General features: G+C 73.1%; 23 protein-coding genes and 1 pseudogene. 11 read left to right on the forward strand and 13 right to left on the reverse strand.

The window, feature by feature from the left end; all coding sequences use genetic code 11:
* Nucleotides 1-64 precede the first annotated feature (64 nt).
* The 5 genes and pseudogenes from ACFW01_RS21160 (at nt 65) to ACFW01_RS21180 (ending at nt 4,128) form a co-directional block, all read left to right on the forward strand.
* Complete coding sequence (locus tag ACFW01_RS21160; RefSeq protein ID WP_384505509.1) at nt 65-1,093, forward strand: hemin ABC transporter substrate-binding protein; 1,029 nt, start codon at nt 65-67, stop codon at nt 1,091-1,093.
* Entirely contained in the window at nt 1,090-2,181 is a 1,092-nt protein-coding gene (locus ACFW01_RS21165) for a FecCD family ABC transporter permease (protein WP_384505512.1), read from the forward strand. Before ACFW01_RS21160 ends, ACFW01_RS21165 begins: the two co-directional genes overlap by 4 nt.
* Nucleotides 2,178-3,038, forward strand: coding sequence for a heme ABC transporter ATP-binding protein (locus ACFW01_RS21170; protein ID WP_384505516.1), 861 nt, complete (start codon nt 2,178-2,180; stop codon nt 3,036-3,038). Before ACFW01_RS21165 ends, ACFW01_RS21170 begins: the two co-directional genes overlap by 4 nt.
* Before the next feature lie 3 nt (nt 3,039-3,041).
* Nucleotides 3,042-3,179 (forward strand): annotated as a pseudogene (locus tag ACFW01_RS21175) (iron transporter); the annotation flags it as partial.
* Nucleotides 3,139-4,128, forward strand: coding sequence for a hypothetical protein (locus ACFW01_RS21180; RefSeq protein WP_384505519.1), 990 nt, complete (start codon nt 3,139-3,141; stop codon nt 4,126-4,128). The pseudogene ACFW01_RS21175 and the gene ACFW01_RS21180, both read left to right, overlap by 41 nt.
* 16 nt (nt 4,129-4,144) lie before the next feature.
* Here ACFW01_RS21180 and ACFW01_RS21185 read toward each other — a convergent pair whose 3' ends face one another.
* The 5 genes from ACFW01_RS21185 to ACFW01_RS21205 all read right to left on the reverse strand — a co-directional run bounded on the left by ACFW01_RS21185 (nt 4,145) and on the right by ACFW01_RS21205 (nt 9,392).
* Nucleotides 4,145-4,876 (reverse strand): bifunctional DNA primase/polymerase, encoded by a 732-nt coding sequence (locus ACFW01_RS21185; protein WP_384505522.1) that lies wholly within the window; start codon nt 4,874-4,876, stop codon nt 4,145-4,147.
* Between the two features lie 91 nt (nt 4,877-4,967).
* Nucleotides 4,968-5,615 carry a TetR/AcrR family transcriptional regulator gene (locus ACFW01_RS21190; protein WP_384505525.1) on the reverse strand — a complete coding sequence of 216 codons (648 nt, stop codon included), beginning with the start codon at nt 5,613-5,615 and terminating at the stop codon, nt 4,968-4,970.
* A 101-nt stretch (nt 5,616-5,716) separates the two neighbouring features.
* A complete protein-coding gene (locus tag ACFW01_RS21195; protein ID WP_384505527.1) occupies nt 5,717-6,715 on the reverse strand; it encodes a small ribosomal subunit Rsm22 family protein in 999 nt (332 codons plus the stop codon).
* Between the two features lie 215 nt (nt 6,716-6,930).
* A complete protein-coding gene (locus ACFW01_RS21200; RefSeq protein WP_234954026.1) occupies nt 6,931-7,980 on the reverse strand; it encodes a serine hydrolase domain-containing protein in 1,050 nt (349 codons plus the stop codon).
* 77 nt (nt 7,981-8,057) lie between these two features.
* Nucleotides 8,058-9,392 carry a multidrug effflux MFS transporter gene (locus ACFW01_RS21205; protein ID WP_384505530.1) on the reverse strand — a complete coding sequence of 445 codons (1,335 nt, stop codon included), beginning with the start codon at nt 9,390-9,392 and terminating at the stop codon, nt 8,058-8,060.
* Between the two features lie 106 nt (nt 9,393-9,498).
* Between ACFW01_RS21205 and ACFW01_RS21210 the strand changes: the two genes are divergently transcribed.
* Nucleotides 9,499-10,515, forward strand: coding sequence for a Gfo/Idh/MocA family protein (locus ACFW01_RS21210; RefSeq protein ID WP_234954663.1), 1,017 nt, complete (start codon nt 9,499-9,501; stop codon nt 10,513-10,515).
* Here ACFW01_RS21210 and ACFW01_RS21215 read toward each other — a convergent pair.
* Entirely contained in the window at nt 10,502-12,154 is a 1,653-nt protein-coding gene (locus ACFW01_RS21215) for an alkaline phosphatase D family protein (protein ID WP_384505533.1), read from the reverse strand. The genes ACFW01_RS21210 and ACFW01_RS21215 overlap by 14 nt on opposite strands.
* 132 nt (nt 12,155-12,286) lie before the next feature.
* On the opposite strand from ACFW01_RS21215, the gene ACFW01_RS21220 reads away from it, so the two are divergent.
* Nucleotides 12,287-13,075 carry an SDR family oxidoreductase gene (locus tag ACFW01_RS21220; RefSeq protein ID WP_234954032.1) on the forward strand — a complete coding sequence of 263 codons (789 nt, stop codon included), beginning with the start codon at nt 12,287-12,289 and terminating at the stop codon, nt 13,073-13,075.
* Nucleotides 13,076-13,301: 226 nt separating this feature from the next.
* Here ACFW01_RS21220 and ACFW01_RS21225 read toward each other — a convergent pair whose 3' ends face one another.
* Nucleotides 13,302-13,628 carry a nuclear transport factor 2 family protein gene (locus tag ACFW01_RS21225; RefSeq protein ID WP_122620575.1) on the reverse strand — a complete coding sequence of 109 codons (327 nt, stop codon included), beginning with the start codon at nt 13,626-13,628 and terminating at the stop codon, nt 13,302-13,304.
* Nucleotides 13,629-13,769: 141 nt separating this feature from the next.
* Here ACFW01_RS21225 and ACFW01_RS21230 point away from each other — a divergent pair, with 141 nt between their 5' ends.
* Entirely contained in the window at nt 13,770-14,312 is a 543-nt protein-coding gene (locus tag ACFW01_RS21230) for a DoxX family membrane protein (protein WP_234954034.1), read from the forward strand.
* Between the two features lie 45 nt (nt 14,313-14,357).
* A complete protein-coding gene (locus ACFW01_RS21235) occupies nt 14,358-14,705 on the forward strand; it encodes a MazG-like family protein (RefSeq protein WP_234954035.1) in 348 nt (115 codons plus the stop codon).
* A gap of 86 nt (nt 14,706-14,791) precedes the next feature.
* On the opposite strand, the gene ACFW01_RS21240 is transcribed toward ACFW01_RS21235, so the two are convergent.
* The 3 genes from ACFW01_RS21240 to ACFW01_RS21250 form a co-directional block, all read right to left on the reverse strand.
* Entirely contained in the window at nt 14,792-15,781 is a 990-nt protein-coding gene (locus ACFW01_RS21240) for a polysaccharide deacetylase family protein (protein WP_384505538.1), read from the reverse strand.
* Nucleotides 15,782-15,817: 36 nt separating this feature from the next.
* Nucleotides 15,818-16,765, reverse strand: a complete 948-nt coding sequence (locus ACFW01_RS21245) for a glycoside hydrolase family 11 protein (protein WP_384505541.1) — start codon at nt 16,763-16,765, stop codon at nt 15,818-15,820.
* Between the two features lie 274 nt (nt 16,766-17,039).
* On the reverse strand, nt 17,040-17,375 hold the full coding sequence (locus ACFW01_RS21250) for a hypothetical protein (protein WP_384505544.1): 336 nt from the start codon (nt 17,373-17,375) through the stop codon (nt 17,040-17,042).
* A gap of 299 nt (nt 17,376-17,674) precedes the next feature.
* Between ACFW01_RS21250 and ACFW01_RS21255 the strand changes: the two genes are divergently transcribed.
* Both ACFW01_RS21255 and ACFW01_RS21260 read left to right on the forward strand, forming a co-directional pair.
* Nucleotides 17,675-18,541 (forward strand): helix-turn-helix domain-containing protein, encoded by an 867-nt coding sequence (locus ACFW01_RS21255; protein ID WP_384505547.1) that lies wholly within the window; start codon nt 17,675-17,677, stop codon nt 18,539-18,541.
* Nucleotides 18,538-18,753: a DUF397 domain-containing protein gene (locus ACFW01_RS21260; protein WP_234954042.1), complete on the forward strand. Its 216-nt coding sequence runs from the start codon at nt 18,538-18,540 to the stop codon at nt 18,751-18,753. The genes ACFW01_RS21255 and ACFW01_RS21260 overlap by 4 nt, the downstream gene beginning before the upstream one ends.
* Nucleotides 18,754-18,840: 87 nt before the next feature.
* On the opposite strand, the gene ACFW01_RS21265 is transcribed toward ACFW01_RS21260, so the two are convergent.
* From ACFW01_RS21265 to cydD, 3 genes are all read right to left on the reverse strand, one after another.
* Nucleotides 18,841-20,448: a serine/threonine-protein kinase gene (locus ACFW01_RS21265; protein ID WP_384505551.1), complete on the reverse strand. Its 1,608-nt coding sequence runs from the start codon at nt 20,446-20,448 to the stop codon at nt 18,841-18,843.
* A 115-nt stretch (nt 20,449-20,563) separates the two neighbouring features.
* Nucleotides 20,564-22,258 (reverse strand): thiol reductant ABC exporter subunit CydC, encoded by a 1,695-nt coding sequence (gene cydC, locus ACFW01_RS21270; protein WP_384505554.1) that lies wholly within the window; start codon nt 22,256-22,258, stop codon nt 20,564-20,566.
* Between the two features lie 146 nt (nt 22,259-22,404).
* Nucleotides 22,405-24,087 (reverse strand): thiol reductant ABC exporter subunit CydD, encoded by a 1,683-nt coding sequence (gene cydD / locus ACFW01_RS21275; protein WP_384505559.1) that lies wholly within the window; start codon nt 24,085-24,087, stop codon nt 22,405-22,407.
* Nucleotides 24,088-24,146: the final 59 nt, after the last annotated feature.

The following is a 24,146-nucleotide window of genomic DNA, read 5'->3' on the forward strand; positions in this document are numbered from 1 at the left end:
AGGTAAGGCTAACCTAAGCTCTAGCGGACTGATACCGGCAGTCGACGGAAGGACGGGACGGATCGTGCGACGCTTGCGGAACCGACTGGCGGGAGCAGCAGTGTCCGTGCTCGCCCTCACCCTGACGGCGACCGGATGCTCAGGCTCCTCGGAGGCTTCGCCCGGCACCCCGGCCGGCTCGGGAACCCCGGCCGCCGGGCAGTCTGTGGCCAACCAGGTCGAGCCCTTGGCCGCCAGACCCACGCCCCGGCTCCCGGCGACCGTCCGCTCCGCGGGCGGCGAGAAGGTCACGGTGGAGGAGGCCGAGCGCGTCGTCCCCCTGTCCGGCAGCCTCAGCGAGATCGTGTTCACCCTCGGACTCGGCGACCGTGTCGTCGCCCGCGACGTCACCGCCACCTTCGAGCAGGCGTCGAAGCTGCCGGTGGTCACCCGGGGCCACGACGTCTCCGCGGAGAGCGTGCTGTCGCTCAGGCCGGACCTGGTGATCGCCGAGACCACCACGGGACCGGCGGAGGCGGTGGACCAGATCCGCGCCGCCGGGGTCCCGGTGCTGTTCGTCGAGGCGGCGGGGGGCCTGGACGACGTGGGTCCGCGCATCCGGACGGTCGCCGACGCCCTCGGCGTACCGGCGGCCGGGAAGGAGCTGACGCGCCGCTCTCAGGAGCGGATCGAGGCCGCCCGCAAGGACGTTCCGCACGGGGAGAAGCCGCGGGTCGCCTTCCTGTACCTGCGCGGCTCGGCCTCCGTCTACCTCATCGGCGGCGCGGACTCGGGTGCCGGTTCGCTGATCGAGGCGGCCGGGGCGGTGGACGCGGGAGCCGCCTCGGGCCTGGACAAGGACTTCACCCCGATCACCAGCGAGGCCCTGGTGAAGGCCGCGCCGGACGCGATCCTCGTGATGAGCAAGGGCCTGGAGTCCGTCGGCGGCGTCGACGGCCTGGTGAAGATCCCCGGCGTCGCCCAGACCCCGGCCGGGATGGACCGCAGGATCGTCTCCGTCGAGGACGGCGTCCTCCTCAACTACGGTCCGCGCACCGACCAGGTGCTCGAGTCGGTCGTGGCGCAGCTGTACGGCGAGGACGGCGCGCGGTGACCGTACTGGACAAGCCGGTCCGCCCCCAGGCACCCGCCGACCCGGCGCCGCCCCGCACCCGGCGCACCACCGCCTGGCTGCTGACCGTCGCCCTCACCGCCGGCCTGCTGGTCCTGGTGCCGGTCGCGGCCGGCACCGGCGCCTACCCGGTCCCCCTCGGCGACGTGCTCGGCTCCCTGCTGCACCGCACCGGGCTCGGCTCCACCGAACTGGACCGGGTGGCCGAGTCGGTGCTGTGGAACGTGCGGTTCCCGAGGATCGTCCTCGCCCTGCTCGTCGGCGCCTCGCTGGGCTGCGCGGGCGCGCTGATGCAGGGTGTGTTCGGCAACCCGCTGGCCGAACCGGGCGTCATCGGCGTCTCCTCGGGCGCGGCGGTCGGCGCGGTCGGCGCCATCGCGTTCGGGCTGGACTTCCTCGGCAACTGGACGGTGTCCGTCTTCGCGTTCGTCTCCGGCCTGGTCACGGTCCTCGTCGTGTACGCCATGTCCCGCGCGGGCGGCCGCACGGAGGTGGTCACGCTGATCCTCACCGGTATCGCCGTGAACGCCTTCGCGGGCGCGCTGATCGGCCTGTTCCTGTTCTTCGCGGACACGGCGGCGGTCAACCAGATCACCTTCTGGCAGCTGGGCTCGCTCGCCCAGGCGACCTGGCCGAAGGTGCTGGCGGTACTGCCGTGCGCGGCCCTCGGACTCGGGCTCGCCCCGCTGTACGCCCGCCGCCTCGACCTCCTGGCGCTGGGCGAACGCCCGGCCCGGCACCTGGGCGTGGAGGTGGAGCGCCTGCGGATCGTGCTGGTGCTGGTCATCGCGCTGCTGACGGCGGCGGCCGTGAGCGTCGCCGGGGTGATCGGGTTCGTCGGCCTCGTCGTGCCGCACCTGCTGCGGATGGCCGCCGGTCCGGGCCACCGTTTCCTGATCCCGGGCAGCGCGCTGCTCGGCGCGCTCGTGCTGCTCGCCGCCGACCTGGCCGCGCGCACGGTGGCGGAGCCCGCGGAGCTGCCGCTCGGAGTGCTGACGGCGCTGCTGGGCAGCCCGTTCTTCTTCTGGCTGCTGCGCCGCACCCGGCGCAGGCAAGGGGGTTGGGCATGAGAGCCACGAAGGAGTCGAGGACGCGGGCCCTGCTGCGGCTCGTGCCGTCCCGCCCGCTGCCGCCGCCCCCGGCCGCGCCCGGCGACGTGCTCGCCGAGGCCGAGGGTCTGCGCGTGCGCCTCGGCGGGCGGCCGGTCCTTGACGGGGTCGGCGTCACCGTCCGGGCGGGCGAGGTGCTGGCCCTGGTCGGTCCCAACGGAGCGGGGAAGTCGACCCTGTTGGGTGCCCTCGCCGCCGATGTCCCGGCCGCCGAGGGGCTGGTACGCGTGCACGGCCGTGCGGTGGACCGGTGGTCGGCGTCCGAACTGGCGCTGCGCCGGGCGGTACTGCCCCAGTCGGCGTCGCTGTCCTTCCCGTTCCCGGTGGCGGAGGTGGTCCGGATGGGCCGGGCGCCCTGGGCGGGGAGCGACCGGGAGGAAGAGGACGACGCGGCGGTGGCCGAGGCGATGGCGCGTACGGAGGTGACCGGCTTCGCCGGGCGCCCCTTCTCCGCGCTGAGCGGCGGCGAGCGGGCCCGGGTGGCGCTCGCCCGGGTCCTCGCGCAGCGCGCCCCCCTGCTCCTGCTCGACGAACCGACCGCGGCCCTGGACCTGCGGCACCAGGAACTCGTCCTGTGTCTGTGCCGGGAGCGGGCGCGGGCCGGGGACGCGGTGGTCGTCGTCCTGCACGACCTCGCGCTGGCGGCGGCGTACGCGGACCGGGTGGCGATCCTGCGGGCGGGCCGGATCGCGGCCGAGGGCCCTCCGGCGGAGGTGTTCGCCGAGCGCCTTCTCTCCGAGGTCTACGACCAGCCGGTGGAGGTGCTGCCGCACCCGCGCACGGGCGCGCTGCTGGTCGTCCCGCGCCGCGAGATGTGAGCGGAGGTCACGGTGTGGCCGCTGTCCCCGGTCCCGGCGTCCGGACGCCACCTGGCCCCGGTAGGGTTCGCCTCCGGGAAGGGGAAGGTGAAGGAACCTGATGAGCAGGGATCGCGGCCCTCGAAGGCCCCACCGGCTTGACCGGAAGATACTCACGGCGGCCTCGGTGACCGCTTTGTCGGTGACGGCGAGCGGATGCGTGGTGGTGCACGGGGAGCGCGAGGTGCTCCCCTCGGCCACCCGGGCCGAAGCCGCCGAGGCGCTCGAACAGTTCACCTCCGCGTACAACGCCGCCGACAAGGCGTACGACGTGTCCCTGGACGCCGACCACACCGCCGGCGCCCTGGCCGCCATCGACTCGGCGCGGCTGAAGGCGGGCCGGACCAACCACCCGGACGGCAACCCGGCGCACGCTCCGCTGGAGCTGACCGACGCGAAGTACACGATCCCGAAGAAGGCGGGCTGGCCCCGCTGGTTCGTCGCGGACACCAAGGCCAACAAGGGCGGAACGTCGCGCTGGCTGGTGGTGTTCACCCGCGACGGCCTGGACGAGACCTGGCAGGCGACGTACCTGACGCTGGTCGCCCCGGACCGGATGCCCGAGTTCAAGACCGACGCGGACGGCTGGGCCGAGGCGGTCCCCGCCAACTCGGCGGATCTGGCCGCCCCGCCGGGCGAGCTGAGCAAGGACTACACGACGTATCTGCGGGACGGCGGCGCGTCCTTCGCGGACGGCGTGCACACCAGTTCCTGGCGGAAGGTGCGGGAGAAGCGGTCGAGCCGGCCCGGACTGGTCACCCAGTTCATCGACGAGCCGCTGACGAACGGCGACTACGCGCCGCTGGCGCTGCGTACGAAGGACGGCGGTGCGCTGGTGTTCTTCACCACGCGGCACTACGAGAAGCAGACCTCGGCGCGGGGCGCGGCGGTGCCGACGCCGAACAAGGACGTGCTGGCGCTGACGGACGGCGAGATCAAGCAGTCGCTGACGATGGAGTTCGTGTCCAACGAGGTGGCGCTGGACCCGGCGGACGGGAAGGTGTCGATCCTGGGCCGGGTGCAGGGTCTGACGTCGGCGAAGGGCGAGTAGCCCCCGCCGCCGGGGCTCAGCGGCGCAGCGGCCAGGCCGTGCCCGCGTGGTCGTTCTCCTCGCCGGCGTGCCGGGCACAGGCGTCGGTGAGGGTCTCCAGCAGGGTCAGCGGGTCCGGCAGCGGGTGCTCGGGGCCGCGCACCCAGTGCACCGTGCGGTCCTCGCCGGGCAGCCGGGCGGGCGGTACGAGTACGTAGGACCCGCGGCAGTGCCAGCGCAGCCCGGGGTGCTCGTCCATGGTCTCGGGGTGGCAGTCCAGCTCGCAGGGCCACCACTCGTCCTCGTCCTCGGGGGTGCCGCGGGTGAGGGTGAACAGCAGCATGCGGCCGTCGTCGCTCTCGGCGACCGGGCCGACGTCGATGCCGGCGTCCAGCAGCCGCCGGACCGCCTCGCGACCGGCCTCCAGGGGCACGTCGAGGACGTCGTGGACCATGCCGGTCGCGGTGATGAAGTTGGCCTCGGGCTGATGCCGGGCCCAGCGCTCGATCTGCGACCGGTCGGTGGTGGACTGGGTCTGCCAGGCGAAGGAGACCGGGTGCCGCGCCGGGGTGGGACAGCCCACGCGGTCGCAGGAGCAACGGTATCCGGCGGGGTGCGCGGCCGGCGCCAGCGGCAGTCCCGCACCGGCGGCGGCGAGCAGCAGGTCCTCCCGGCCACCGTCACCGGCGGCCTCCTTGGGGCGGCGTCCGCGCAGCCACGAGGAGAGTTTGCCCTGCAGACCGCTCCGACCGCCGAACTCCGCGCTCATCAAACCCCTTGCCTCGCCGTCGTGCGCACCAGCATGCCCTATGGTCGCACCATTCCGCGCTTCGGGGTCGTGAAGGGACAAACTTCCCTGGTCACCGAGGGGCGAGCCCGTGGAGCGCGTAGTCGACGAGGGTGTCGGTGTACTCGTAGGAGATCGGCGCGGTGTGCTGGAGCCAGCGCTGGGCGAGCGGGGAGACGAAGAGTTCCAGTCCGATGCGCGGGTCGATGTCCGTCCGCACCTGGCCGGCGGCCTGGGCGGACCGCAGCCGGTCGACGTAGAGCTGGAGCGAGGGCTCCAGGAGCTTGGCGACGAACCGCCGGCCGAGCTGCTCGTCGACGAGGCCCTCGGCCGCCAGGGCACGGGAGGGGACCTCGAACGCCGGGTCCCGCAGTTCGTCGACGGTGGCGCGCAGTACGGCCTTGAGGTCGGCGGCGAGGTCGCCGGTGTCCGGGATGGCGTACGTCGCCTGCCCCTCGGCACCCGCGGCCCGCGCGGCGCGGTCGCCCAGGTCGAGGAAGGCCTCCAGCAGGACGTCCGCCTTGGAGGACCACCAGCGGTAGATCGTCTGCTTGCCGACGCCGGCGCGGGCGGCGATGCCCTCGATGGTGGTCTTGGGGTAGCCGGCCTCCCCCACGAGGGCGAGGGCGGCGTCGTAGATGGCCTGGCGGGAGCGCTGACTGCGCCGGGTGGCGTCGGGGGTCGGCTTGTCGGGGGCGTGGGCGGGTTTCTGAGCGGCCATGTCCCGAATCTATCAGGTTGACAAGACGCCCCGTCTCGCCGGACAAGGCGTCGTGAGACCGGGCCCGGTCGGTGTGGCGGCGGGGTCTGCGCCCAACGGCCCTACTGGTTCGCGGGGTTGCCGTCCGCCGCCCCCGGCCAGGCATCCCCCCAGGCCGCGTCCCGCGCCGCCTTGTACAGGTCGCCGTGCCGTTTGGTGACCGTCCGCCGCTCCAGCCGCTCGTCCGGCTCGCAGAGGTCGAGCAGCACCTGCCCCTTGCGGATCTGCGGCCGCCGGACCACACGGGAGGGGGCCGGTGAGACCGGGAGGCGGGTGGCGGCGACGTAGCTGAACTTCTCGTCCTCGTAGGCGAGGGACCCGCTCTTGACCTGCCGGTGCAGGGAGGAACGGCTGACCCGCGCCGCGAAGTGGCACCAGTCCGTGCCGGGCACGATGGGGCAGGCGGCGCTGTGCGGGCAGGGCGCGGCGACGTGGAATCCGGCGGCGACGAGCCGGTCGCGGGCCTCGATGACGCGGGCGTACCCGGCGGGGGTGCCGGCCTCCACGATCACGACGGCCCGGGCGGCGCCGGCGGCGGCGTCGACGAGAGCGGCCCGGTCCGCGGGGGTCAGCTCGTTGAGCACGTAGGAGACGGTGACGAGGTCGGCGTTCTCGACGGTGAGGGCCGCTCCGATCCGGGAGCGCTGCCAGCGGACGTCGCGCAGGGCGGGGTGGGAGGCGGCGATCTCCCGGCCGAGGGCGAGGGCGGGCTCCGCCCAGTCCAGCACGGTCACCGGGCGGCGGCCCCCCCAGACGTCGCTGACGGCCCAGGTCGCGGCACCGGTCCCGCCGCCCACGTCCACGTGGCTGCCCGGCACCCACCCCGGCACGGCGTCCGCGAACGCGGCCAGCGCGGAGCGTACGGCGGCGAAGGTGGCGGGCATGCGGTAGGCGGCGTAGGCGACGACGTCGGCGCGGTCGCGGAGGATGGGGGCGTCGGTCGGGGTGTCGCCCCGGTACTTCCCGATCAGCCGCTCCACGGCCTGTGCGGCCTGCCGCGGCGGCAGCCCGTCGACGAGGTCGGCGAGGGCGGCGCGCAGGATGTCGGCGGGGTCGTTCACGCGACGATTCTACGAGGGGCTGCGCGGGGCGGGTGCGGGGCGGGCGCGGACCGGGGTCGGGGGTCATCTGGCACCCGGCGTGGGTGCGGGCCGGGGGGTGGGTGACGCGGACCGGCGCTTACCGGGTGCCGCCGCGCCCACCCGTGCCGCCCCAGGCGGCACATCTGCCCGCGGCTACGGAGGTCCCGCAGGCCCACCGCCCCCCTACACCGCCGTCAGGCGTCCCGTACCGCGCGGGCCACCCGCGTGCACACCCCCGCCCTGGGCCCGTTGGCAGCGGCCCTCCGGCGTGGGTGGACCGTGTTCGCGAGGAGGATCGCGAAGGTGTCCGTCACGCGGTCGAGGACCAGCATCGTGCCGGTGAACCCGGTGTGTCCCGCCGCCCCGCGTCCCGCCAGTTCCCCCATGAACCACGCCTGGTCGAGGGCGAACCCCAGCCCCGGCTCGGCGAGCAGCAGCTCCACGAAGTCGGGACCGAGGATGCGGGCCGGCCCGTACGCCCCGCCCCCGAGCAGCGCCCGGCAGAAGACCGCGAGGTCACGCCCGGTCGAGAACAGCCCCGCGTGCCCGGCCACCCCGCCCAGCGCCCACGCGTTCTCGTCGTGGACGACCCCTCGCAGCATCCCCCGGTCGGCCTTCGCCCACGGCCGCCGCTGGTCCTCCGTCGCCGCCGCCCCCGGGCACGGCCCGAAGCCCGTCGCCGTCATGCCCAGCGGCCGGGTGATCCCGTCCCGGACGAGGACGTCGAGGCCGCGCCCGGTGATGTGCTCCAGCACCTGCTGGAGGAGCAGCATGTTCAGGTCCGAGTAGCAGTACGTACCCGGCACCCCCACCGGCCGCTCCGCCCGCAGCAGCGCCAGCCGCTCCGCGTCGTCCGCGCAGTCGTACAGCGGGAGTTCGGGCCGCAGCCCGGAGGTGTGGGTGAGCAGCTGCCGCACGGTGACCCGGTGCTCGGCGGCGCCCCGGAAGTCCGGCAGGTACGCGCCCACCTCCGCGTCGATGCCGAGCGTGCCCCGTTCGATCTGCTGCACCGCGGCGACCGAGGTGAACAGCTTCGTGAGGGACGCCAGGTCGAACGGTGTCGCCACGCTCATCGGCACCCGTTCCCCCTCCGGCAGCTCCACCCCGCGGTCGGTGCGCGGGTCGTGGGCGGCGTACCGCACGGCCCACCCCGCCGCCTCCTCGACGGCGAGCACGGGCCCGCGCCCGACGGCCACGACGGCCCCCGCCGCCCAGGGCCGCCGGCCGGCGGTGAGGGCGTGCACGTCGGCGACGGCACGGCGGAGCTGCCCGGGATCGAGCCCGGCCCGCTCGGGGCTGCCACTGCGCAGTCTCGGAGCGCTCAGTTCTCCGCTCCCTGCCCGCTCGCGGCTCCCCGCACGCTCGCCCGCCCCGCCGGGGGACGCCCCATGCCCACGAGGAACACGAGGAAGCCGAGCGCCGCCACCGCCGCCGTCAGCTGGACGACGGCCATCGGCAGGGCGGTGTCCTCGCCGCCGATCCCCACCAGCGGGGAGGCGACCGCGCCGACGAGGAAGGAGGACGTGCCGAGCAGCGCGGACGCGGAGCCGGCCGACTTCTTCACCCGCATCAGGGCCAGCGCCTGGGTGTTCGGCAGGCTGATCCCCATCGCGGACATCAGCACGAACAGCGCGGCGGCCACCGGTACGAGCCCGACCTCGCCGAAGACGCCCAGGGACATCAGCAGCAGCGCGGTCGCGGCGGCGATGACGATCACGAGGCCGACGCAGAGCACCCGGTCCAGCCGGACCCGCCCGACGAGGATCTTGCCGTTGATCTGGCCGACGACGACCAGGCCGATCGAGTTGAGCCCGAACAGCAGGCTGAAGGTCTGCGCGGAGGCGCCGTAGATCTCCTGGATGACGAACGGGGAGGCGGCGACGTAGGCGAACAGGGACGCGAAGGCGAAGCTGCCCGCGAGCATGTAGCCGGTGAAGGCGCGGTCGGCGAGCAGCCCGCGCATCGCGCGGAGGGTGTCCCGGGCCCCGCCCGCGTGCCGTTCGGCCTCGGGCAGCGTTTCGGGCAGCTTGGCCCAGACCACGACGCCGAGCACCACCCCGACCACGACGAGGACGACGAACACACCCCGCCAGTCCGTCACCCGCAGGATCTGCCCGCCGATGAGCGGTGCCACGATCGGCGCGACGCCGGAGATCAGCATGAGGGTGGAGAAGAAGCGGGCCATGGCCACACCGTCGTAGAGGTCGCGGACCACGGCCCGGGCGATGACGATCCCGGCGGCGCCCGCGAGCCCCTGGATCAGCCGGAAGGCGACGAGGAGTTCGACGGTGGGCGCGATGGCGCACAGGGCGGTGGCGACGACGTAGACCGCGAGCCCGGCGAGGAGCGGACGCCGGCGTCCCCACTTGTCGCTCATCGGCCCGACGAGGAGCTGGCCGAGGGCCATGCCGGCCAGGCAGGCGGTGAGCGTGAGCTGGACGGTCGCGGCGGGCGCGTTCAGGGACCGGGTGACCTCCGGGAGCGAGGGGAGGTACATGTCCATCGCCAGCGGTGGCGTCGCGGTGAGGCTGCCGAGGATGAGTGTGACGAGCAGCCCGGTGCGGCGGGCGGCGCGCAGCGAGTGGACGGCCGGCCCCGTTCCGGGGCTCGTGATGTCGGTCGATTCGTACGATGTGGACGGCCCGCGCTCGGGCATGTGCCCCTCCCTCTTCTACAGATCCGCCACCTATGCTCTCAGCTCGTACGCAGTTGAACGAACAGACTCGAACAAACCTGAGCGAGGGTGGGGCAGCGTGTCAGCGGTGACCGGGCAGAAGGTGCGCTGGGGGATTCTGGCGACCGGCGGGATGGCGGCGACGTTCACGGCGGATCTGGTCGATCTGCCGGACGCGGAGGTCGTGGCGGTGGCCTCGCGGACCGAGGAGTCGGCGCGGGCGTTCGCGGAGCGCTTCGGGATACCGCGGGCGTACGGCGGCTGGGAGACGCTGGCGCGCGACGAGGACGTCGACGTGGTGTACGTCGCCACGCCGCACTCCGCGCACCGCAGGGCCGCCGGCCTGTGCCTGGAGGCGGGCCGGAACGTGCTCTGCGAGAAGCCCTTCACGCTGAACGCGCGCGAGGCGGAGGAGCTGGTCGCGCTCGCCCGGCGGCGCGGCGTCTTCCTCATGGAAGCGATGTGGATGTACTGCAACCCGCTGGTACGCCGCCTGAAGGCACTCGTCGCCGACGGCGCGATCGGCGAGATCCGCAGCGTCCACGCGGACTTCGGGCTGGCGGGCCCCTTCCCTCCCACCCACCGTCTGCGCGACCCCGCGCAGGGCGGCGGCGCGCTGCTGGACCTGGGCGTGTACCCGGTGTCGTTCGCGCAGCTGCTGCTCGGTGAGCCGTCGGACGTCGTCGCGCGGTCGGTCCTCTCGGACGAGGGCGTCGACCTCCAGACGGGCGCCCTGCTCTCCTACGGGAGCGGCGCGCTGGCGTCGGTGCACTGCTCCATCGTCGGCGGCACCCCCAACTCCGCCACGGTCACCGGCTCCGAGGGCCGCGTGGACGTCCCGCACGGCTTCTTCTTCCCGGACCGCTTCGTCCTGCACCGGGACGGCAGGGACCCGGAGGAGTTCCGGGCCGACCCGGCCGACGGCCCCCGGGCCAGCCTCCAGCACGAGGCGCGCGAGGTGATGCGGGCGCTGCGGGCCGGGGAGACGGAGTCGCCGCTGGTGCCGCTCGACGGCACGCTGGCGGTGATGCGGACGCTCGACGCGATCCGTGAGCGCGTCGGCGTCCGCTATCCCGGCGAGGAGCGTGCGGTCACGCCGGCTTGAGGCCCTGCTCCCCCACTTCCGTCACGAAGGACCCGGCGGTGGTGACGGGCGCGCCCTGCGTGGTCACGTGGGACACCGTCCTGAAGTCGGCGCGCGCCAGTTCCCGGCCGAGCGACACCTTCGCGTAGCCGCGCCGCCCGTTGAAGAACTTCAGGTGCGGGTTGGCGGCCATGAGGGTGTCCCAGTTGGACGGCTTCTCGGAGCCGTCGCGGCCGCTGGTGACGGAGGTGGTGACGATCTCGGTGCCCAGGGTGCGGGAGCCGGGGTCGTCGAAGTCGCGCTTGATGTCGAAGCCGTAGGAGACGTGCACGTCGCCGGTGAGCACCATCAGGTTCTCGATCCCGGCGGCCTGCGCGCCGGCCAGCACTCGGTCGCGGGAGGCCGGGTAGCCGTCCCAGGAGTCCATGGAGACCTTGGACGGCAGGGTGGCGGAGTTGTACCGGCGGGCGAAGGTGACCTGCTGGGGCACCACGTTCCACAGGGCGTTAGACCGGTGCCAGCCGTTGATCAGCCAGCGCTCCTGGGTGGAGCCGGTCAGGGTGCGCGAGGGGTCCTCGGACTCCGGTCCGGAGAACTGCCAGCCGTCGCCGTACGCCTGGTTGGAGCGGTACTGGCGGGTGTCGAGCACGTCGAACTGGGCCAGCCGGCCCCAGTGCAGGCGGCGGTACAGCTGCAGGTCCGCGCCGTCGGGGAGCTGGGGACGGCGCAGCGGCATGTTCTCCCAGTACGCCCGGTAGGCGGCGGCGCGGCGGATGAGGAACTCCTCCGGCGGGACGCTGTTCTCCGGGGTTTCGTCCGCGTAGTTGTTCTCGGTCTCGTGGTCGTCCCAGGTGACGACGAAGGGGTGGGCGGCGTGCGCGGCCCGCAGGTCGGGGTCCGACTTGTAGAGGGCGTACCGCAGCCGGTAGTCCTCCAGGGTCACGGTCTCGTGGTTGAAGAGGCCGGGCAGGGTGCCCGCGGGGTAGGCGCGTTGGCCGCCGACGTCGTTGACGGCGTACTCGTACAGGTAGTCGCCGAGGTGGAAGACGACGTCCACGTCCTCCTGGGCCAGGTGCCGGTACGCGGTGTAGTACCCCTCGTCGTACTTCTGGCAGGAGACGACGCCGAAGGTGAGGTCGGAGACCCGGCTGTAGGAGGAGGGCGCGGTGCGGGTGCGGCCCACGGGGCTGATCCAGCGGCCGGCGCGGAAGCGGTAGAAGTGGACGTGGCCGGGTGCGAGGTGGTCCACCTCGACGTGCAGGGTGTGGTGGAACTCGGGGTGGGCGGTGGCCGTGCCCCTTCTGACGACGCGGCGGAACCGTTCGTCCAGGGCCACCTCCCAGCCCACCTCGACGCGTTGCGCGGGCAGTCCGCTGTCCGCCTGGTACGGGACGGGGGCCAGGCGGGTCCACAGCAGGACGGAGCCGGACTGCGGGTCGCCCGAGGCGACGCCGAGCGTGAAGGGGTCGTCGGTGAGCCGCGCGGCGTCCAGTTCGGCGGCGCTCGCGGTGCCGGCGGCCGGCAGGTTCACGGAGAAGGCGAGCGCGGCGGCGGCTCCGGTGACGGTCAGGAAGCGGCGACGGCCCAGGTGGCGGGCGGCGGCGCGGAGTTCGGGCGCGTGCGAGGGCTGGGGCTGGGCGGGCTGGTTCGCGGGTGACATCCGTTTCTCCCCTTACGGTGGCTGCAAGGGGCATTCGACGGTCCGGGAACGACACTCGCTTGGCGCGGACATGGCGATCCCATGTCGGGAGGGTGAGTTCGGCACGATCCGCGACCCGTACGCTGCCGACTCATGAACTCCGTGAAAACCACCGACGAGGAAACCGTCGGCGCGCAGCAGATCGCCGTCGTGACGGGCGCCGGCTCCGGCATCGGCCGGGCGGTCGCCGTGGAACTGCTCACCGCGGGCTGGGCGGTGGCGCTGGCCGGCCGGCGCCCCGAGACCCTGGAGGAGACGGCCGCTCTGGCCCCGGCGGGCGCCGCGGCGCTGCCCGTGCGCGCCGACGTGTCACGCCCGGACGACGTGGCGGCCCTGTTCGCCGCCGTACGCGACCGCTTCGGACGCCTGGACCTGCTGTTCAACAACGCCGGGACGTTCGGCCCGGGCGGCGTGCCGGTCGAGGAACTGCCCTACGAGGCGTGGCGGCACGTGGTGGACACCAACCTGAACGGCGCGTTCCTGTGCGCGCAGGCGGCGTACCGACAGATGAAGGAGCAGGACCCGCGAGGCGGCCGGATCATCAACAACGGCTCGATCTCGGCGCACACGCCGCGCCCGCGTTCGGTGGCGTACACCGCGACCAAGCACGCGCTGACGGGCCTGACCAAGTCGCTGTCGCTGGACGGCCGTCCCTACGGCATCGCGGTCGGCCAGATCGACATCGGGAACGCGGCGACCGACATGACGGCGGGGATGCAGACCGGCGCGCTCCAGGCCAACGGGGAGACGGCACCCGAGCCGGTGATGGACGTGGCCGACGTGGCGCGCACGGTGCGGCACATGGCGCAGCTGCCGCTGGAGGCGAACGTGCAGTTCGCGACGGTCATGGCGACGGCGATGCCGTACGTGGGGCGCGGCTGAGCCGATTCACACAATCGGAATATCAAGGTCCGCAGTATTGCGGCCGGTGGAGGGCTTATGCTCAAATCCCCTTCACCAGAACTCCACACTTGAAGCGTCGGCCTTCCACAAGGCCCTTCCACCACGCTCCATGAACCATTCCGAGGGGGGAGGCGGCAGCCGTTCCGTCCACCGGCGCTCCGGTGGACGGAACGGCTGCCGCGCCGTTTCCCCCGCCGGACAGGCCCTACGCCTGACCGGTCTCGAACCGCGCGATCCGGCCGTCGTCGTTCACGGTGAAGTCCCACCGGGTACGCATCTCGCCCCAGGTGTCGTTGCGGTAGCGGGCGATGAGGGCGCGACCGCCGTTCGACTCGTTGTCGACCTCCATGTGGCCGTTGGAGGAGAAGATCTCCTGGTCGATCCACTCGGCGAGGTCCCGGTCGGCTCCGTCGTCGGCCATGGTGGCGTCCGGCGCGAGCAGCGCGAGGAAGGCGTCGCGGTCGTGGGCGTTGACGGCGGTGACGAAGCCGCGGACGGCCGGGTCGCTGAGTCGCGTGGTCTGAATGGTCATGCCGGCCAGCGTCACACCGGCCCGGCACCCCCGCCACCGGTCCGCCACCCGAACGGCGCCCGCGACGGGCCCGCGCGAGACACCCGGGAGACGGTGAGGGGGTGAGCCGCCGCCGTCCGCGAGGGATGTGAGGGAGTCGACGTGAACTGTTACGACCGGCGTGATCTGGGCCTGCTGCTGCTCCGACTGGGTACCGGCGGCGTACTGGCCGCACACGGGGCGCAGAAGCTGCTCGGCTGGTTCGGCGGTGGCGGCATCGAGGGCACCGGCCGGGCCATGGAGGCCATGGGCTACGAGCCCGGCCGGACCAGCGCGGTCATGGCCGGCCTGGCGGAGGCGGGCGGCGGGACGCTGCTGGCGCTGGGCCTGGCCACCCCGGCCGCGGGTGCTGCGGCGGCCGGCGCGATGGCGGGCGCGGCGGCGGTACACGCCCCGAACGGCTTCTTCGCCCAGGCCGGCGGCTACGAGTACGCCGCGTCCCTCGCCCTGACCGCCACCGGCCTCGCGGTCACCGGCCCCGGCCGCCTCTCCCTCGACCACGCGCTCGGCCACGCGGTCAACCGCAACTGGATGGTCCCGGCCGCCTTCGCGGCGACGGCGGCCGCCACGGCGGTGGTCGTCGGCGCCCGCAACAAGCGGGTACGGAAGGCGGCCGAGGGCGAGCAGGAACCGCTGTTCGACTGACGTCTCGTTGCGGGAGGCAGCGGAGTACGTGGCAGGCTGCCCCGCATGAGTGACGACCGCGGCGGCATCCCCGCCGACCTCTGGGACACCGTCGACGCCCTGTGGCAGTGGCTGGAGGCGGACCAGCCCGTCGGCGGCCGGGAGGGCCTGCTGCTGCGCATGCTGAAGCTGTCGGAGGAGGTCGGGGAGGTCGCCGAGGCGGTGATCGGCGCCACCGGCCAGAACCCGCGCAAGGGCACCACCCACACCTGGGAGGACGTGGAGGCGGAGCTGTGCGACGTGGTGATCACGGCGATGGTGGCGCTGCGGACGCTGACTCCCGAGGCGCGGGAGGTGTTCGGCCGCCATCTGGCGCGGGTGGCGGGGCGGTCGCTGGGGACACGCGGCGCCTGAGCGCGGGACGCCTCCTGCGCCACCGATGCGCGCGAGGGCCCCGCGGCACGAGGCGGAGCGGTTCCGTGCCGCAGGGCCGTGCCGGGTCAGCCCGCGGCGCAGGAGACCGACGGCCAGGTCCAGTTGCCGTTGGCCTGGATGGTGGCACCCCAGTTGTTGCCGCCGCCGTTGGACTTTGCGGTCAGCACCTGGGCGTTCGGGTAACTGGCGTTCACGTTCCAGGTGGTCAGGACCTTGGCCGGGGACGGCACGTTCATCGTCACCGTCCAGGCACTGCTCCCGCTGACGGACACGTTGAGGTTGTACCGGTCCCCCCACCGCTGCCCGGCGGACAGGGTGGCGGTGCACGTACCGCCGCCGTCACCCCCGCCACCACCACCGCCACTGCCGTCGGGGGCGACCGCCCGTCCGGTCTGCGGTGAGATCATGCCGGCACACAGGCCCTTGGTGGCCAGGGTCTGCGCGATGCGCGGGATCGCCGCGAGCGTGTTGGCGGGCCAGTCGTGCATGAGGACGACCTGGCCGTCGCCCAGCCGTGAGACGGCCTGCACGATCGCGTCGGTGCTCGCGTTGTTCCAGTCCTGGGTGTCGACGTCCCAGATCACCTCCGTCAGTCCGTACCTGGCCTCGACCGCCCGCAGCGTGGCGTTGGTCTCGCCGTACGGCGGGCGGAACAGCTTCGGCGTGCCGCCGCCCGCGTTGGCGATGGCCTGCTGGGTCCGGGAGATCTCGGAGTCCATCTGGGCCTGACTCAGCTGGGTCATGTGCGGGTGGGTGTAGCTGTGGTTGGCGACCCACATGCCGGCGTCGACCTGAGCGCGGACCAGGGACGGGTTCTGGGCCGCGTACTGGCCCTGGTTGAACATGGTGGCCCGCAGGCCGTTCTGCCTGAGCGCGTCGAGCAGGGCCCGGGTGGTGCCGGAGGGGCCGTCGTCGAAGGTGAGACCGACGTAGCCGTTGCAGGCCGCGGCCCGCGTCGGGGCCGCGTCGGCGGCGGCGGTGCCCGCGACGGCCAGGGCGGTGACGGACACCGCGGTGACCAGGGAACGCCATGAGAAGCGAGGTCTGCTGCGCATGGGAAGGGGTCCTCCTCTCTCTCCTCGTCCCCGGGGTCAGCCCGCGGCGCAGGAGACGGACGGCCAGGTCCAGTTGCCGTTGGCCTGGATGGTGGCGCCCCAGTTGCTGCCGCTGCCGTTGGACTTCGCGGTCAGGGTCTGCGCGCTCGGGTAGCTGGCGCTGGTGTTCCAGGTGGACAGAACCTTCGCCGGCGAGGGCACGTTCATCGTCACGGTCCAGTTGCTGGCCCCGCTGACCGACACGTTGAGGTTGTACCGGTCGTCCCACTTCTGCCCGGCCGACACCGTCGCGGTGCAGCCACCGCCACCGCCGCCACCACCGCCACCGCCCGAACCGGTGCCGCCGACCGTGATGTTGGAGCTGCCGCTGCTCTGGTAGCCCTCGGTGGCCATGATCATGTAGTAGCTGAAGCTGCCGAGCGGCATTCCGGCCCGGGACCACGCGTCGAAGTGGTTGCCGGTGGTGATGGTGCCGCCGGTCCGCTTGGCCTGCCGCACGCTCCAGTACTGGTCGAAGGTGCGGGTGCCCTCGACGGAGGGGGCGTTGTAGCGGGTGGTCTTGTAGATGTCGTAGGTGCCGCCGTCAGTGGTGACGGTGCCCTTGAACTCGCCGGTGGGCCGGTAGGTGCCCCAGTTGTCGACGATGTAGTACTCGACGAGCGGATTCGCCGTCCACCCGTAGAGGGTCAGGTAGGCGTTGCCGGACGGGTTGAAGGTGCCCGAGTACTGCACGGTCCGGCGCCCGCCGTTGCTCCACCCCTTGCCCGCGACGAAGTTACCGGTGTTGCGCCACGAGGTGCTGTACTGACCGCCCGACCCCATGTTCATGGAGACGGTGCCCTGGCTGTCGGTCCAGAACGAGTAGTAGTAACCGTTGTTGGTGCCCTCCTGGTTGGTGGTCACGACGGTGTCGGCCCGGGCGGTACCCGGCAGCAGGACCGCGACCAGCGCGGCCAGCGCGACGACCCACGCTCTTCTCTGCATGACGGTGCTTCCTCTCCTGGAGGTCCTGGAGTTCCTGGGGATTCCTGGGGGTTCCTGGGGTTCCACGACGGCGCCAGTGTTGGCCTGCACGCGTCAAGCGTCAATAGTTTCGGTAATTATTTCGAAAGCTTCGGCCGTCCGATGGCCTCGAATTCAAGGACATATGAGCAGCTCATCCATGACCAGACCCTCACATTGGGCAGCGACCGATCACTCCAGGACCGCCTGCGTCAGCAGCCGTATCGAAACTTTCGAACCGCCACGCCCGAAGTGTCTACGGCTCAGAGAGGATCGGATCGGTGAACGAGACCGGCTTGCCGGCGGCGCGAGCGTAAGCGATCTCCCGGCTCGTGGACTCGCCGACATACCCGCCCGGGTTGACGACCAGAACCCGGTCGGCCAGGTCGATCTTGCGCAGATGGAGGGCGCCCAGCGCGGTCTTCCGATCCTCGGTGAGCAACTCGTCCGCTTCGTGATCCCCGGCGCCCGGGAAGACGCCTGGCGCGACGACGATGACACCTGCGAAGGTCAGCTCCCGGTTCGCCGCGCTCATCTCGTCGACGAACCGGGTGGAACCGCAGATGCAGACGATCTCGGGCCGGTCGGGCACGGCTCACTTCCTTCGAGTCGGACGGGAACCGTCAGTGTGCCAAATCATCTGTACGGGCCAGGTGTTGGGCGGGGCTGGGGACGCCGGCGGGCTTGCTCGGCATACCGGCCAAGAGTCCCCTTCAGTCGCGTAGCGTGATCCATGGTGACGCACCGACGCGGGTCCTCTGTACGCGCGGTGCCTCCCCGAGTACGAGGCGCGGGGCGTGACGGCGTCCCAGGCCGGGCGTTGCGTCAGGGAGGCGGTGTTCGATGACGGAGTGTGCGGGTCCGGACGGCGGGGACGGTGGAACGGCGGTCATGAGTGCCGGGGACGACTGGGAGAGCGGCGAGGACGGTGGCGGTGACGGGCGTCGCCCTGAGGACGGCGCCGCGAAGGGCGTCGTCGCCGCGTTCGGGCAGACCATGAAGACGCTGCGCCTGCGGGAAGGGCTGGACCGGGGAGAGTTCGGCAGCCGGATCGGGTACTCCGCGTCGACGGTCGCGTCGTTCGAGCAGGGGCGGCGGATTCCCTCGCCGAGGACGATCGAGCGGGCGGACGAGGTGCTGGGGGCGGGTGGGCTGCTGTGCCTGTGGAAGGAGGAGGTGGAGCGGGCTCAGTATCCGGTGTTCTTTCAGGGGATGGCCACGCTGGAGAAGGAGGCGGTCGAGCTACTCGCGTACGACACCCACGTGATCAACGGCCTGCTCCAGACCGAGGAGTACATGAGGGCTGTACTCGCCATGCGGTGCCCACCTCTGGACGAGGAAACGATCGAACAGCGCGTGGCGGCCCGTCTGGCGAGGCAGGACATCTTCAGCCGCCAGCCACTGCCGCTACTGAACTTCGTCCTCGAAGAAGCAACGCTGCGGCACCCGTGGGGCGGCAGAGCGGTCCATCGGGGACAGTTGGAACATCTGATGCTGACCGGGGAGCGGCGAAACGTCGGCATTCAGGTCATGCCACTCGCCCACGAGGAGAACGCGGGCGTGGACGGCGCCTTCACAGTGATCACTCGCAAGGACGCGAAGAAGTTCGTGTACACCGAAGCACAGGGAGCCAGCGCTCTGCAGACCGAGCCCGAAGAGACGGTTCTCGCTGCCGCACGCTATGGGATCATCCGATCACAGGCTCTCAGTCCGCGAGAGTCGTTGGAGTTCATCGAAGGGTTGCTGGGATCGCCATGAACAATGCTGAGTCCTCGGCCGTCGCCTCCGGCCTCGCCTGGTTCAAGAGCAGCTACAGCGGAGCCGAGGGCGGTCAGTGCCTGGAGGTCGCCACGGATACGGCGACCGTGCGCGTCCGCGACTCCAAGGCCACCGCCGGCCCCGTGGTCACCGTCTCCCCCGAGGCGTGGGCAGGTTTCGTCGGGGCGGTCTCCTCGAAGCGGCGCGTCTGAGACTCGTACGGTGGTGAGTGCCCTGCCGACTCCCCCCGGACGGGAGGGCGCTCGCCCGTACGGACACCGGATCGCGGACCGCCCCGGTCAAGGCTCGTGGCTCACCTCCACGACCACACCGACCTCCCCCGCGTTGTCGTCCACGCACCCCTCGCCGTCGTTGATCCGGAGCTGGACCACGCCGCCACCGCCCGCCCGGAAGGTCTTCGTCTCGCCGATGGCGAGGACCGGCGCGTCGTCGGCGTCCGAGAGGCGGGTCACCAGCGTGCCGAAGGCGGCGTCGGGTACGACCTTGCAGTCGACGGCGAAGTCCAGGTCCCGGTCGCTGTCCGGGGCGTATCCGGCCGGTCCGGTCATCGGCATGCGCTCGCGGTCGACCGTCCACTCACCCCGCCCGGACCTGACCGTGACGGTGTCGCCCGCGCGGACCACCGCGTCGACGACCGGCTGCCAGCCTCCGTCGGCGCTCACGACCACTTCGTACGAGGTCACCTGGGGTGCCCCGACCGGCGAGGCCCGGGAGGTCGGCGCCGGAGCGGGCGCTGCGGCCGCGCTCCGGTCCGCCCGCTGCCCGTCGTCCTGGAAGGGGGCCACGCCCGCGAGGAGCAGCCCGCCGCTCACGACCGCGACGAGCGCGGCAGCTCCGGCGAGTGTCCCCGCCAGCCAGCGGCCGGCGCCGCCCTTGCGTGCCGGGAGCGGTGCGGAGGTGGTCTCGGCGGTGTGTGCCGCCGTACTGGCGAGAGGGAACGGGGGCGCCGTCAGGGTGTCCCCCGCCCGTGCCGGCAAGGCGGGGACGGGGCTGACGGTCACGGTGACGGCCTCGGACGCGACAGGGCCGTCCGTCGCCTCCCCCGCCGCGATGCTCCGCAGCGCCACCGCCAGTTCGTCGGCGGTGGGGCGCTCGCGCGGGTCCCTGTGCAGCAGGGCCTCCGCGACCGGACGGAGCGGGCCGAGCCGGTCCGGCAGCCGCGGCTTCCCGTACACGACGGCGTGCAGGGTCGCGGCGTGCGCGGCTCTGCGGAACGGTGACTCCCCGCCGCAGACGGTGACCAGCGTCGCCCCGAGCGACCACAGGTCGGACGCGGGGCCCGCCTGCTGCGCCGTGGCCCGTTCCGGCGCCATGTACTCGACGGAGCCCATGAGTTGACCGGCCGACGTGACCGGTTCGCCGTCCTCGTCGAGCGCGGCGATGCCGAAGTCGGTCAGCACCGCGCTGCCGTCCGGGCGCAGCAGCACGTTGGCCGGCTTCACGTCGCGGTGCAGGGCGCCCGCCAGATGGACCGCCCGGAGGGCTTCGAGCAGTTGGAGCCCGAGGCGGGCGGTGTGCTCCGGAGTGAGCGGCCCGGAGCGGCTCAGGTGGGCCGCGAGCGACGGACCGCGCACCAGCTCCATCACGATCCAGAGCCGGTCCTCGAATTCGACCAGGTCGTGCACCCCGACCACGTGGGGATGGGGTACCCGCGCGACGGCCCGCGCCTCACGGACGGCACGGCGCATCCGGGTCCGGCGGTCCTCGTCGCCGCCGGCGGCGATGTGCAGTTCCTTCGCGGCGACCGGCCGGTCGAGCAGCTGGTCGTGAGCGCGCCAGACGACGCCCATGCCGCCCCTGCCCAGGACTTCGTGCAGCAGATAGCGGCCTGCGATCAGCCGCCCGGGCCCCCCGCCCACCTGCTGATCAGGAACGCCGGTCGACACCGGTCCTCACATCCCTCTCGCTGAAGAACGGGGGCAACAATACCGACAGCGGGAGGCGTCCTCTCCCCAACCACCCCTGTTTGATGTGCCGTTGACCGCCGACTCGACCGCGTCCCTACCTCGATGCCACCCGTCGCAGCGGTACGAGAGGCTCGGGGCGCGTGCCGAGGATCTCGCCGGGGGTGCCGCGCCGTACGATGCGGCCGTCGGACATGACGAGGATTTCGTCCATGGCTTCGAGGTCTTCGTGCCGGTGGGTGACGAGGATCAGGCTGCGGCCTTCGGTGGCGCGCAGTACGGCGGCGAGCACCGCGCCGGCCGTGCCGGCGTCCAGGTTCTCGGTGGGTTCGTCGAGCAGGAGGACCGGCGGGGCGGCGAGCAGCGCCCTGGTGAGCAGGAGGCGGCGGCGCTGGCCGCCGGAGAGTGTGTCGCCGTCGGGCCCGATCAGGGTGTCGAGGCCGGCGGGCAGGGCGCGCGCCCAGTCGGTGAGCCCCGCCGTGTGCAGCGCGGTCCACAACGCCGCGTCCTCGCTGCCGGGGCGGGCGATCAGCAGGTTGTTGCGGAGACTCGTGGCGAAGACGTGGGCGTCCTGGAACACACCGCTGACGGTGCGCCGCAGTTCGGGCTCGGCGAGGGTCGCCAGGTCCCGTCCGTTGATGAGGAGCCGCCCTTCACCGGCGTGGACGAGGCGGGCGATGCCGGACAGCAGGGTGGACTTGCCCGAGCCGCTCGCGCCGATGACGGCGATCCGCTTGCCCGCCGGCACGTCCAGGTCGATGCCGCGTACGGCGTAGGGGGCGTCCGGACGGTACCGGATACCCACGCCGCGCAGGGAGAGATGGGCGGAGTCCGGCGGTGTACGGGCCTCGTCCGGCGCGGCGGCCAGGCTTGTCGCCGGGTCGGCGGGGGTGGTCAGGAGGTCGTGGAGGCGGCGGGCGCGGTGGGTCAGACCGGGCAGATGCGCGGCGGCCGCGGGCAGCGGGGTGAGCGCCTCGTGGGCGGCGAGTGCGAGCAGCGGCAGAGTCACGGCCCACACCGGTCCCGCCGGGGCCGCCACGAAGGCCACGGCCAGCGCGGTGGCGCCCTGTACCGCCGTAAGGGCAGTGGCAGCCGTGGCCGTACGGGCGGCGGCGCCACGGGACGTGTCGCTCACGCGGCGGGCCGTCGCCGCGGCTGCCGCCACCTCGCGTCCGGCGGCCCCGTACACCTGAAGGTCTTCGGCGCCTTCCACCAAGTCCACGGTCCGAGCCGCCAGTTCGGCATGGACACCGGCGATCCTGCTCTCCGCGCGGGCGGCGGCCACGGCGGTGACCGCCGGAACGAGGAGGCCGCCGACGGCCAGGCCCGCGGCGAGGACGAGCGCCCCCGCCGGGGTGAGGGCCGCCGTGACGCCCACGGCGCAGCAGGCCACGATCACGGCGCTCGCCGCGGGCAGCACAACCCGCAGCAGGGCGTCCTGTACGACGTCCACGTCGGAGACGGCGCGGGACACCGCGTCGGCGCCGGCCGGACCGTCGTGCAGGGGGCCGCGGGCCAGGGCGCCGAACACAGCGCACCGCAGCCGGGCCACGGCCCGCAGCGCGGCGTCGTGGCCGGCCAGGCGCTCCCCGTACCGGAAGACGCCCTTGGTCACGGCCAGGGCCCGGACGGCGACGATGGCGACGGCGAGTGCGCCCATGGGCGGCTGCTGTGCGGCGCGCGCGATCAGCCAGCCCGCGAGCGCCGTGAGGCCACTGCCGGCGAGGTCGGCGGCGGCGGCGAGAGCGACGGCGGCCGTCAGACGTCTCGCTCCCCCGCCGGACCGCAGCACTGACCAGAGGGTACGGAAGGGCCGGTCCCCCGAAGGGGTACGTGCGGCAGGGGTGCGTGCGGAAGTCATGGATGCCCCCGGCTCCTGGACGACACGGGACGGTTCGCTCGACGTCATCCGGCCGGGCGCCACCGGCTCAGTGACGCTCATCGCAGGGTCAGCTCCCGTACCGTGCCCGCGTCGACCTCCAGGTGCCGGTCGGCGCCGTGCAGGAGGGCGGGGCGGTGGGCGACCAGGAGGACCGTGCGGCCGTGCATCAGGCGGGCGCTCGCCGTCAGCAGGGTCTGCTCGCTGTCGGCGTCGAGGCCGGCCGTCGGTTCGTCGAGCAGGAGCAGGGGGGCGTCGCGCAGGAACGCCCGGGCCACCGCAACGCGTTGGCGTTGTCCCGCGGAGAGTCCCGCGCCTCTGGCTCCCAGACGGGTCTCGTATCCGTACGGCAGGGCGCTGATGAATTCATGCGCGACCGCGGCCCGCGCCGCCTGCTCGACGGCCTCGTCGGGGGCGTCCGGGCGGCCGAGCCGAATGTTCTCGGCGACGGTGCGGTCGAGCAGGTGGGGGCGCTGCGGAACCCAGGCGAGTTGTCGGCGCCAGGCGTCGAGGTCCAGTGCGGCGAGGTCGCGGCCGTCGACGAGGACGCGGCCCTCGGTGGGCAGGAGCAGCCCGAGCAGCAGGGCGAGGAGGGTCGACTTGCCGCCGCCGCTCGGCCCGGTGAGCGCCACCCGCTCACCGGCGCGGACCGTGAACGACACGTCGTGCAGGACGGGTTCGGACCGCCCTGGCAGGACCACGGTGACGTGTTCGAAGTCGATACGGGCCGGGGCGGGTACGTCCGTGACGGCCCCGCCGTGCTCCTCGGCCGCGTCCAGGACGGCAAAGGCGACGCGCGCCGCCGCGAGGCCCTCCGCCCCCGCGTGGAAACGGCTGCCCAGGGCGCGCAGCGGCCCGAACGCCTCCGGCACGAGGAGCAGCACCACAAGCGCCGTGTGGAGATCGAGGGAGCCGCCGAGCAGGCGCAGCCCGACCGGCACGGCGATCAGCGCGACCGACAAGGTGGCCGCCGTCTCCAGGACGAGCGTGGAGAGGAAGGTGATACGGAGCGTGCGCTGCGTGGCCCTGCGGTGTCTGCCCGCCATGTCCGCGACGATCTCCTCCTGGGCAGTGGTGCGCCCGAACACCCGGAGCGTGCCGAGGCCGCGCAGAGCGTCGAGGAAGTGCCCGCCGAGCCGGGCGAGGGCGGACCACTGCCGTGCGGTGGCGTCCCGGGTGTGCAGCCCGACGAGCGCCCCGAAGACGAGTATCAGCGGCAGGGTCACCAGGAGCACGATGCCGCTCAGCGGGTCGTGGAGGAGTACGGCCACGGCGACGGCGGGTGGTACGAGCGCGGCGACCGCGGTCTGCGGGAGATAGCCGGCGAGGTAGGGGTCGAGTGCGTCGACACCGCGCGTGAGGAGCGTGGCCGTCTCGCCGGCCGGGCGGCGCGGTGCGTACCGTCCGGTGCGGGCGGTGGCGTTCAGCAGATCGGCGCGCAGGCGCAGTTGTGTCGCCGCGGCGGCGCGTTCGGCGACGCGGCTGCACAGCAGGGAGGCCGCGGCGCGCACGGCCACGGCGGCCAGGCAGCACAGTGCCGCCGTGGTGACCGGCCGCCCCTGGAAGGCACGGGTCAGGGTGGCGGCGAGGGCGAGGCCCTGTCCGACCACGGCCGCGGCGCCCAGAGCGGTCGCGGCGGTGGTCAGCAGGACTGCCCGCCGGCTTTCGGGGTTCACGGCGAGCAGCCGGCGCCGCAGGGCACGGTCGCTCATGGCGTCCGCGCCGGGCGTCGTGGTCCGCATGTCCCGCTCTCCGTCCGTGTGCAGGGGCTCTCCCGAGGGTTCGGGGGATGTTGGCCCCC

This window comes from Streptomyces sp. NPDC058985 (assembly GCF_042740985.1).
In the GTDB taxonomy this organism is placed as follows: Bacteria; Actinomycetota; Actinomycetes; order Streptomycetales; family Streptomycetaceae; genus Streptomyces.

Bases quoted from the DNA above. Each gene is read 5' to 3' on its own strand.
- ACFW01_RS21170 (WP_384505516.1), top strand. From the start codon at position 2,178: ATGAGAGCCACGAAGGAGTCGAGGACGCGGGCCCTGCTGCGGCTCGTG.
- ACFW01_RS21180 (WP_384505519.1), top strand. From the start codon at position 3,139: ATGAGCAGGGATCGCGGCCCTCGAAGGCCCCACCGGCTTGACCGGAAG.
- ACFW01_RS21185 (WP_384505522.1), bottom strand. From the start codon at position 4,876: ATGAGCGCGGAGTTCGGCGGTCGGAGCGGTCTGCAGGGCAAACTCTCC.
- ACFW01_RS21190 (WP_384505525.1), bottom strand. From the start codon at position 5,615: ATGGCCGCTCAGAAACCCGCCCACGCCCCCGACAAGCCGACCCCCGAC.
- ACFW01_RS21205 (WP_384505530.1), bottom strand. From the start codon at position 9,392: ATGCCCGAGCGCGGGCCGTCCACATCGTACGAATCGACCGACATCACG.
- ACFW01_RS21215 (WP_384505533.1), bottom strand. From the start codon at position 12,154: ATGTCACCCGCGAACCAGCCCGCCCAGCCCCAGCCCTCGCACGCGCCC.
- ACFW01_RS21220 (WP_234954032.1), top strand. From the start codon at position 12,287: ATGAACTCCGTGAAAACCACCGACGAGGAAACCGTCGGCGCGCAGCAG.
- ACFW01_RS21225 (WP_122620575.1), bottom strand. From the start codon at position 13,628: ATGACCATTCAGACCACGCGACTCAGCGACCCGGCCGTCCGCGGCTTC.
- ACFW01_RS21235 (WP_234954035.1), top strand. From the start codon at position 14,358: ATGAGTGACGACCGCGGCGGCATCCCCGCCGACCTCTGGGACACCGTC.
- ACFW01_RS21240 (WP_384505538.1), bottom strand. From the start codon at position 15,781: ATGCGCAGCAGACCTCGCTTCTCATGGCGTTCCCTGGTCACCGCGGTG.
- ACFW01_RS21245 (WP_384505541.1), bottom strand. From the start codon at position 16,765: ATGCAGAGAAGAGCGTGGGTCGTCGCGCTGGCCGCGCTGGTCGCGGTC.
- ACFW01_RS21255 (WP_384505547.1), top strand. From the start codon at position 17,675: ATGAGTGCCGGGGACGACTGGGAGAGCGGCGAGGACGGTGGCGGTGAC.
- ACFW01_RS21260 (WP_234954042.1), top strand. From the start codon at position 18,538: ATGAACAATGCTGAGTCCTCGGCCGTCGCCTCCGGCCTCGCCTGGTTC.
- cydD (WP_384505559.1), bottom strand. From the start codon at position 24,087: ATGCGGACCACGACGCCCGGCGCGGACGCCATGAGCGACCGTGCCCTG.